The sequence below is a fragment of the Deltaproteobacteria bacterium genome, assembly GCA_029210625.1.
Taxonomy (GTDB): domain Bacteria; phylum Myxococcota; class Myxococcia; order SLRQ01; family SLRQ01; genus JARGFU01.
Genome location: JARGFU010000032.1, coordinates 39,493 through 46,003, shown reverse-complemented (window position 1 = coordinate 46,003; position 6,511 = coordinate 39,493). Strand labels below are relative to the sequence as shown.

The 6,511-nt window shown below is 71.0% G+C and carries 9 protein-coding genes; 2 read left to right on the top strand and 7 right to left on the bottom strand.

The window, feature by feature from the left end:
- The 5 genes from P1V51_22135 to P1V51_22115 all read right to left on the bottom strand — a co-directional run.
- A partial coding sequence (locus P1V51_22135; GenBank protein ID MDF1565750.1) for an SDR family NAD(P)-dependent oxidoreductase occupies positions 1-287 on the bottom strand: 287 nt, incomplete at its 3' end.
- 14 nt (positions 288-301) lie between these two features.
- Positions 302-1,288 (bottom strand): ketoacyl-ACP synthase III, encoded by a 987-nt coding sequence (locus P1V51_22130; protein MDF1565749.1) that lies wholly within the window; start codon positions 1,286-1,288, stop codon positions 302-304.
- 45 nt (positions 1,289-1,333) lie between these two features.
- The gene (gene plsX / locus P1V51_22125; protein ID MDF1565748.1) at positions 1,334-2,362 is read right to left on the bottom strand and encodes a phosphate acyltransferase PlsX; all 1,029 of its coding nucleotides are present in this window, start codon (positions 2,360-2,362) and stop codon (positions 1,334-1,336) included.
- 7 nt (positions 2,363-2,369) lie between these two features.
- Positions 2,370-2,549, bottom strand: coding sequence for a 50S ribosomal protein L32 (rpmF, locus tag P1V51_22120; protein ID MDF1565747.1), 180 nt, complete (start codon positions 2,547-2,549; stop codon positions 2,370-2,372).
- Between the two features lie 16 nt (positions 2,550-2,565).
- Positions 2,566-3,138 carry a DUF177 domain-containing protein gene (locus P1V51_22115; protein MDF1565746.1) on the bottom strand — a complete coding sequence of 191 codons (573 nt, stop codon included), beginning with the start codon at positions 3,136-3,138 and terminating at the stop codon, positions 2,566-2,568.
- 179 nt (positions 3,139-3,317) lie between these two features.
- Here P1V51_22115 and P1V51_22110 point away from each other — a divergent pair, with 179 nt between their 5' ends.
- Together P1V51_22110 and P1V51_22105 are read left to right on the top strand one after the other, a co-directional pair.
- Complete coding sequence (locus P1V51_22110) at positions 3,318-4,193, top strand: tetratricopeptide repeat protein (GenBank protein ID MDF1565745.1); 876 nt, start codon at positions 3,318-3,320, stop codon at positions 4,191-4,193.
- Positions 4,190-4,696 (top strand): hypothetical protein, encoded by a 507-nt coding sequence (locus P1V51_22105; GenBank protein ID MDF1565744.1) that lies wholly within the window; start codon positions 4,190-4,192, stop codon positions 4,694-4,696. Before P1V51_22110 ends, P1V51_22105 begins: the two co-directional genes overlap by 4 nt.
- On the opposite strand, the gene P1V51_22100 is transcribed toward P1V51_22105, so the two are convergent.
- Positions 4,693-5,067 (bottom strand): PilZ domain-containing protein, encoded by a 375-nt coding sequence (locus P1V51_22100; GenBank protein MDF1565743.1) that lies wholly within the window; start codon positions 5,065-5,067, stop codon positions 4,693-4,695. The genes P1V51_22105 and P1V51_22100 overlap by 4 nt on opposite strands.
- A gap of 51 nt (positions 5,068-5,118) precedes the next feature.
- Positions 5,119-6,459 (bottom strand): diphosphate--fructose-6-phosphate 1-phosphotransferase, encoded by a 1,341-nt coding sequence (gene pfp, locus P1V51_22095; protein MDF1565742.1) that lies wholly within the window; start codon positions 6,457-6,459, stop codon positions 5,119-5,121.
- Between the last annotated feature and the right edge of the window lie 52 nt (positions 6,460-6,511).

The following is a 6,511-nucleotide window of genomic DNA, read 5'->3' as shown; positions in this document are numbered from 1 at the left end:
GAGATGCCGGCGTTGTTCACCAGCACGTGCAGGCCCCCGTGCTGCTCCACCACCTCGGCGACCGCGGCGTCCACGGCGGCGCTGTCGGCGACGTCGAAGCGCGAGAGGATGCCCTCCCCGCCCGCGGCCTCGACCGCGGCCTTCGCCTCCCTCGCCGCCTCCTCGTTGCCGGCGTAGTTGATCACGACCTTCGCCCCGCCGGCGCCCAGCCCCACCGCGATGGCGCGGCCGATGCCCCGCGAGGCCCCGGTGACCAGGGCGACCTTCCCCTCGAACGGCTTGCTCATCGTCTCGGCCCTCGTCACCAGCGCACCACGGCGCCGCCCCAGGAGAGGCCCGCGCCGATGGCCATCATCAGGAGGAGCTGCCCGGGCTGCAGGCGGCCGTCGCGGGCCGCCTCGTCCAGGGTCATCGGGAGCGAGGCGGAGGAGGTGTTCCCCACCCGCTCGATGTTGGTGATCGCCTTCTCCATCGGGATGCCGAGGCGGTTCAGGACCGCCTCGAGGATCCGGATGTTCGCCTGGTGCGCCACCACGTGATCGATCTGCTCCGGCCGCAGGCCGTTCGCCGCCAGGGCCTCCCGCGAGACCTCCACCAGGTGCCGGACGGCGTGCTTGAAGACCTCGCGCCCGTTCATCCGCACGAAGTGCTGGCGCTTCGCCATCACCTCTTCGGAGAAGGGCAGCGCGACGCCGCCGCCGGGGATGTCGAGGATCTCCGCCTGCTGCCCGTCGGTGTGCAGGTGGGTGGAGAGGATGCCCCGCCCCTCCTCCTCGGCGCCGGGGGAGCGGGCCAGCACCATCGCGCCGGCGGCGTCGCCGAAGAGCACGCAGGTGTTGCGATCCGTCCAGTCGACGATCCGCGAGAGGAGCTCCGCGCCGATGACCAGCGCCACCCGCGCCTTGTCCAGGCGGATGAACATCTCGGCGATGGAGAGGGCGTAGATCGAGCCCGCGCAGGCCGCCGAGACGTCGAAGGCCGTGGCCCGGCCCGCGCCGAGCTTGGCCTGGAGGATGGCCGCGCTGGCGGGCATCTTCACGTCGCCGGTGACCGTCCCCATGATGATGAGGTCGAGGTCCTCGGCCCGCACGCCCGCCCGCTTGAGGGCCCGCCGGGAGGCCTTCAGCGCCATGTCGGTGGTGGTCTCGTCCTCGGCGGCGATGTGGCGCGCCCGGATGCCCGTGCGCTCGTAGATCCACTCGTCGCTGGTCTCGACCATCCGCTCGAGGTCGGCGTTGGTCAGCACCTTCTCTGGCACGTAGGAGCCGGTCCCGATGATCCGAACCATGCCCGTCGGCGCAGTGTGACTCCCCATCACTCTCGCCCCTTCTCGTCAGTCGTCGTTGTTCGTTTGTGCCCCGGAGAGCTCGCTGGCGCGCCGGGCGGCGTCGCTCAACGCTCCTCCGAGATCCTCCCGGGCCAGGTCCCGGGCGACCCGGACGGCGTTCTTGATGGCCGTCGCGTTCGATGCACCATGGGCCACGATCGCGGTCCCGTCCACTCCGAGGATGGGCGCCCCCCCGTACTCGGCGTAGTCGAGGCGCCGCTGGAAGCGCTTGAGGGCGCCACGGAGGAGGAGGTAGCCCACCCGGGCGGCCCGGGTCGCCTCGATCTCCTCCTTCAGGATCATCGCCATCCCCGACGCGGCCCCCTCGACCGTCTTGAGGACCACGTTCCCGGTGAAGCCGTCGGTGACCAGCACGTCACAGCGGCCGGCGAAGATGTCGCGCCCCTCGAGGTAGCCGACGAACTCGACGCCGCTCTGGGCGAGGAGCCCGTAGGCGGCGCGGGTGAGGGTCGTGCCCTTGCTCTCCTCCTCGCCGTTCGAGAGGAGCGCCACCTTCGGACGAGCGATGCCGAGGATCCGGCGGGCGTAGGCCTCGCCGCAGAGCGCCCACTGCGCCAGGTGCAGGGGCTTGGCCTCGGGGTTGGCCCCGGCGTCCAGGAGCAGCACCCTCCCCCCGGCGGTGGTGGGCATGGCGCTGGCGATGGCCGGCCGATCGACCCCCTCGAGGCGGCCGAGGATCAGGAGCGCTCCGGCCATGACCGCGCCGGAGTTCCCCGCCGAGACCACCGCGGAGACCTCCCCCCGCTTGGCGAGGTCGAAGCAGACCCGCAGGGAGGAGTCCTTCTTGCGGCGGATGGCCTTGGCGCCATGCTCGTCCATGGCGATGGCATCGGACGCATGATGCACCTCTAGCGACAGGCCCCGCGTCTTCTGCGCGGCCAGGCACTCTTCCAGCCTCGGCGCGTCCCCGACCAGAACGACCGGAACGCCGTGGGCGCGAGCTGCGAGCACCGCACCCTCGACCACGGTCTCCGGCGCGTGGTCGCCCCCCATGGCGTCCACGGCCACCTTCATGAGGGGACTACTCGGCGCTCGCGAGGACCTCGCGGCCCTTGTACTGACCACAAGACGGGCACACGTGGTGAGGAAGCACCGGCTCGTTGCAGTTCGGGCAGCTGATGACGTTCGGCGCCTTCAGAGCGTCATGGCTCCGGCGCTGGCGCTTCTTCTGCTTCGAGGTTCTTTTCTTGGGTACCGCCACGGTTCTACTCCTTTTGTCAGGACAGCTTGATGTCTTTCAGGCCCGCCAGGCGAGGATCCGGGACGTCCCGGTCACAGTCGCAGGCCACTTCGTTCAGGTTCTTTCCGCAGACCTGGCACAGGCCCCGGCAGTCCTCCTCGCAGACCAGGTAGTCGGGCAGGGAGAGCAGCAGCTGCTCGCGCAGCAGGGGCCAGAGGTCGAGCTCGTCGCCGTGATAGACGTCTTCGTCCGCCTCGTCCAGTCGAAAGCTACCGTCGGCCTCCCCCTCGCCCAGCTCCTCCCGGTCCTTGCCCGGCTTCCCGGGGGCCCGGACATCGGCCGCCGGCCGCAGGGAGAGCTCGAACTCGGGCTCGAGGCGGGTCTCCACCGGCGCCAGGCAGCGGCGGCAGTCCCCCTCCAGGATTGCCTCGATCCGGCCGGTGAAGCGCACGGTCTTCCCGCTCTTGGACAGGTCGGCCGAGACGCGCACCCCACCCCGGGGCCGGAACTCGACTCCAACCTCGACGAGCTCCTGCTCGACCTTGTCCTCGTCCAGGACCGAGTCGAGGTGGCGGCCCTGGGGGCCGATGCTGTCGATGCGCACCTGCATGGCTGCTCGCTCACCGGGGCCACGGGGGGCTCCGGTCGGGGGGAAGGTCAAAGAAACGGGCCATTTAGCAGGCGGGACCGGATGCGACAAGGCCCTTCGGCGCCGGCCCCCGGAGACCATCGACAGGCCCGGGCTCCTGGCAGTAGGGTCGCGGGGAGCAGGTGATGCGGATCGGGTGCATGGCAGCGAGGGGGAGCGTCAGGAGGGCCAGGGGGCCTCTCTGGCTGACCCTGCTCGCCCTCGGAGCCGCCGCCGCGGGGCTCCCGGCGCCGGCCGGGGCAGCGTCGGAGGCCCGGAATCCGCACCTGCAGCGGGCCCTCGAGCAGATCGAGCAGGGCAAGATCGACGCCGCCGAGGAGGCCCTCGATCAGGCCATGGCCTGGCCCCGCAACGACAACCGCACCCTGGTGGAGATCTACCGGAACCTGGCCGTGGTGCACTTCTACGGGGGCAAGCAGGACGAGGCCTACGAGGACTTCGCCCGCCTGCTGAACATCGACCTGCACTACGAGCTGCCCGCGTCCACGGCGGGGCCCCTGCGCGAGCTCTACGACCGGGTGAAGGCCGCCTACGACGAGGGCCTGCTCAAGCCCATCCGGGTCGCCCACGATCCGCCGATGCTGGCCCTCCCGGGGACCCCGGTGACGATGGCCGCCACGATCTCGAACCTGAAGGAGGGCTTCGAGGCCTTCCTCCTCCACCGGAAGCTGGGGGACGACACCTTCGTCGAGCTGCCCCTCGACCGGCGGCCCGGCAACCGCTTCTCGGCCACCCTGCCCGCCCTGAACCTGCCCGAGGGCGCCACCGAGCTGGTGGTGGAGTACTACCTCGAGGTGCGGGACGCCCGGGGCCGCCGGGTCCAGGGCCGGGGGAGCGCGCTCTCGCCCCTCTCCTACCTCATCGAGGTGCCGGGCGGCGGCACGGCGCGCTGGTACAAGAACCCCTGGCTCTGGACGGCGGTCGGCGTCGTCGCGGTGGGGGCGACCGCCGGCGGCATCGCCGCGGCCCGGGGCAGCCGGACCGGCACCCTCCCCCTCACGATCACCGTGCAATGATCCTCCGCCGCGCCACCTGGGTGCTGACCCTGCCCCTCCTCCTCGCCCTCCCGGGCTGCGGCGCCGAGCCGGGCCTCGGCTTCGGGGTCGAGCTGCAGCACCTGCAGGGCGGCGAGGTGATCCAGCTCATCGTGCTCCAGGGCACCGACACCGGCGGGGACGCGGTCTCCTGCGCCGCGGTGGCCCGCACCTGCGTGGCCGACCAGCCCACCCTGCGCGTCGTGCCGCTGAAGATCGACGGCGCCGAGGTGCGCGCCCACCGGATCCCGATCGACACCGCCGCGGCCACCGGCGTGGGCGGCCAGAGCCTGACGCTGCCGGGCATCCCGCCGGGCAGCGGCTACCTCCTGGCGGTCGAGCTGGGCCGGGACGACGGCATGGGTGAGCAGCGGGTCGGAAACGGCTGCGCCGAGCTCCCGGAGATCGTCCGCGGCGACAACGACGCGCTCGCGGAGCCGATCGTGGTCACCGAGAGCGCCGACGGCTGCAACCCGGCGATCTAGTCGGACTCGACGACGGCGTCGATGCGGGCCCGCTCCTCGTCGGAGAGGTCGGTGAACTGCACGCCCATGCCCAGATCCACGCCGCCGCCGGTGTTCACCACCACCCCGTTGACGGTCAGCGGCTCCACGCCGGGCAGCTCGAGCTTGATCTTCACCACCGTCCCCACCGGCTGGGGGATGGCCCCGGTGAAGAAGACCCCGCCGGCGGAGAGATCCGCGGCCTGGTGGAAGTAGGTCGCCTCGCCGTCGGAGGCCTCACCCCAGATCTCCACCGGGATCCGCTTCCAGCGGCGGCGGTCGCCCTGACGGCGCTCCACCTCCACGGCCGCGTCCTGCTGCCTGCGATCCTTTCCCCGGTCGTCACTGCTCATCGCTCACCCCTCGATTCGAAGAGCCCCTTCAACCAAGCCGCTCCCGGGCTGTCAATCGCCCGAGGGCGGCGCCGCGGGCGGCGTCTTCCCGGGCACCGGGAAGGAGAGCGGCGGCGGCTCGTGGCGGATCAGGTCCTTGAAGGTCGCCTTGAAGGCCTCGAGGGTCATCCCGGCGGTGGCGGCGAAGCGGGCCAGCTCGTGGGGATCCTCGAAGTCGTCCCGGCGGATCCGGATCATGTAGCGCCGGGCGATGGCGTAGCGGGTGGAGTGGATGTCCACCATCCGGATCCGGGCCTTCCCGGTCTCGGGGTCGAGGAGCTCCTCGAAGGGGATCGGCACGAAGTTGCCCCCCTGCATCGAGACCATGCAGGCGTTCCCGCCCGCGAGGAGGTACTTCGCGGCGCAGTAGCCCAGGTCCCGGGTGTACTCCATGTCCATCGGGACCGGGTCGGCGCAGCGCAGCTCGTAGCCGATGTTCTTCTCGACGATCGTGGCCTTGAGGTTGAACTCGGCCAGGCGCTTCTGCACCGCGATCTTCAGGATCTCGCCGATGTTCACCTCGGCGATGCGCAGGTTGCCGTGGTCGTCGTGCTCGACGTCGGCGGCGTCGGCCATGTCGTCCTTGTCGATCTCCAGCACCACGCCCTCGGCGATGACGGCGACGCCGTCGGTGCGCCCGTAGGCCCGCCGCTTGATGATCGCGCCCACCAGGGTGTCGACCAGGGTCTTCAGGCGGATCGGGCGCTCGTCGAACTCCTCGGGGATCAGCGAGAGGGTCGCGCCGGCGGCCTTGCCGATGCCCAGCGCCAGGTGGCCCGCCTTCCGCCCCATCGAGATGACGAAGTACCAGCGCGAGGTCGTGCGCGCGTCGACCATCAGGTTCTTCACGATCTCGCAGCCGTGGTGCCGGGCCGTCTGGTAGCCGAAGGTGTCCACGTGGCCCGGCAGATCGAGGTCGTTGTCGATGGTCTTCGGGACGTGCACCACCCGGATCCGGCCCTCGGCCTTCTGCTCCAGCTTCATCGCGGTGAAGGCCGTGTCGTCACCGCCGATGGTGACCAGGCGATCGACGTTCAGGCGCAGGAGCGAGATCACGGTCTGCTCCAGCAGCGCCGGATCGGTGGTCGGGTTCGCCCGGGAGATGCCCAGGTGCGAGCCGCCCCGGAAGTGGATCCGGCTCACCTGATCCATGGTGAGGTTCTCCACGTGGTCGACGTTGCCCTGCATCAGCCACTGGAAGCCGTCCTTCACGCCCACGACCTCGGTGCCCTCGAGGAGGGCCCGGATGGTCGCCGCGCCGATCACGCTGTTGATACCGGGAGCGGGACCGCCGCCCACGAGAACCGCCATCTTCTTCGCCTGGCTCACGTCGTCACCTCGGGGATCGTTCATGGGAGAGGGGCGCGCATTCGACGCCAGGCAGGTCCCCGGGTCAAGGTGGCGG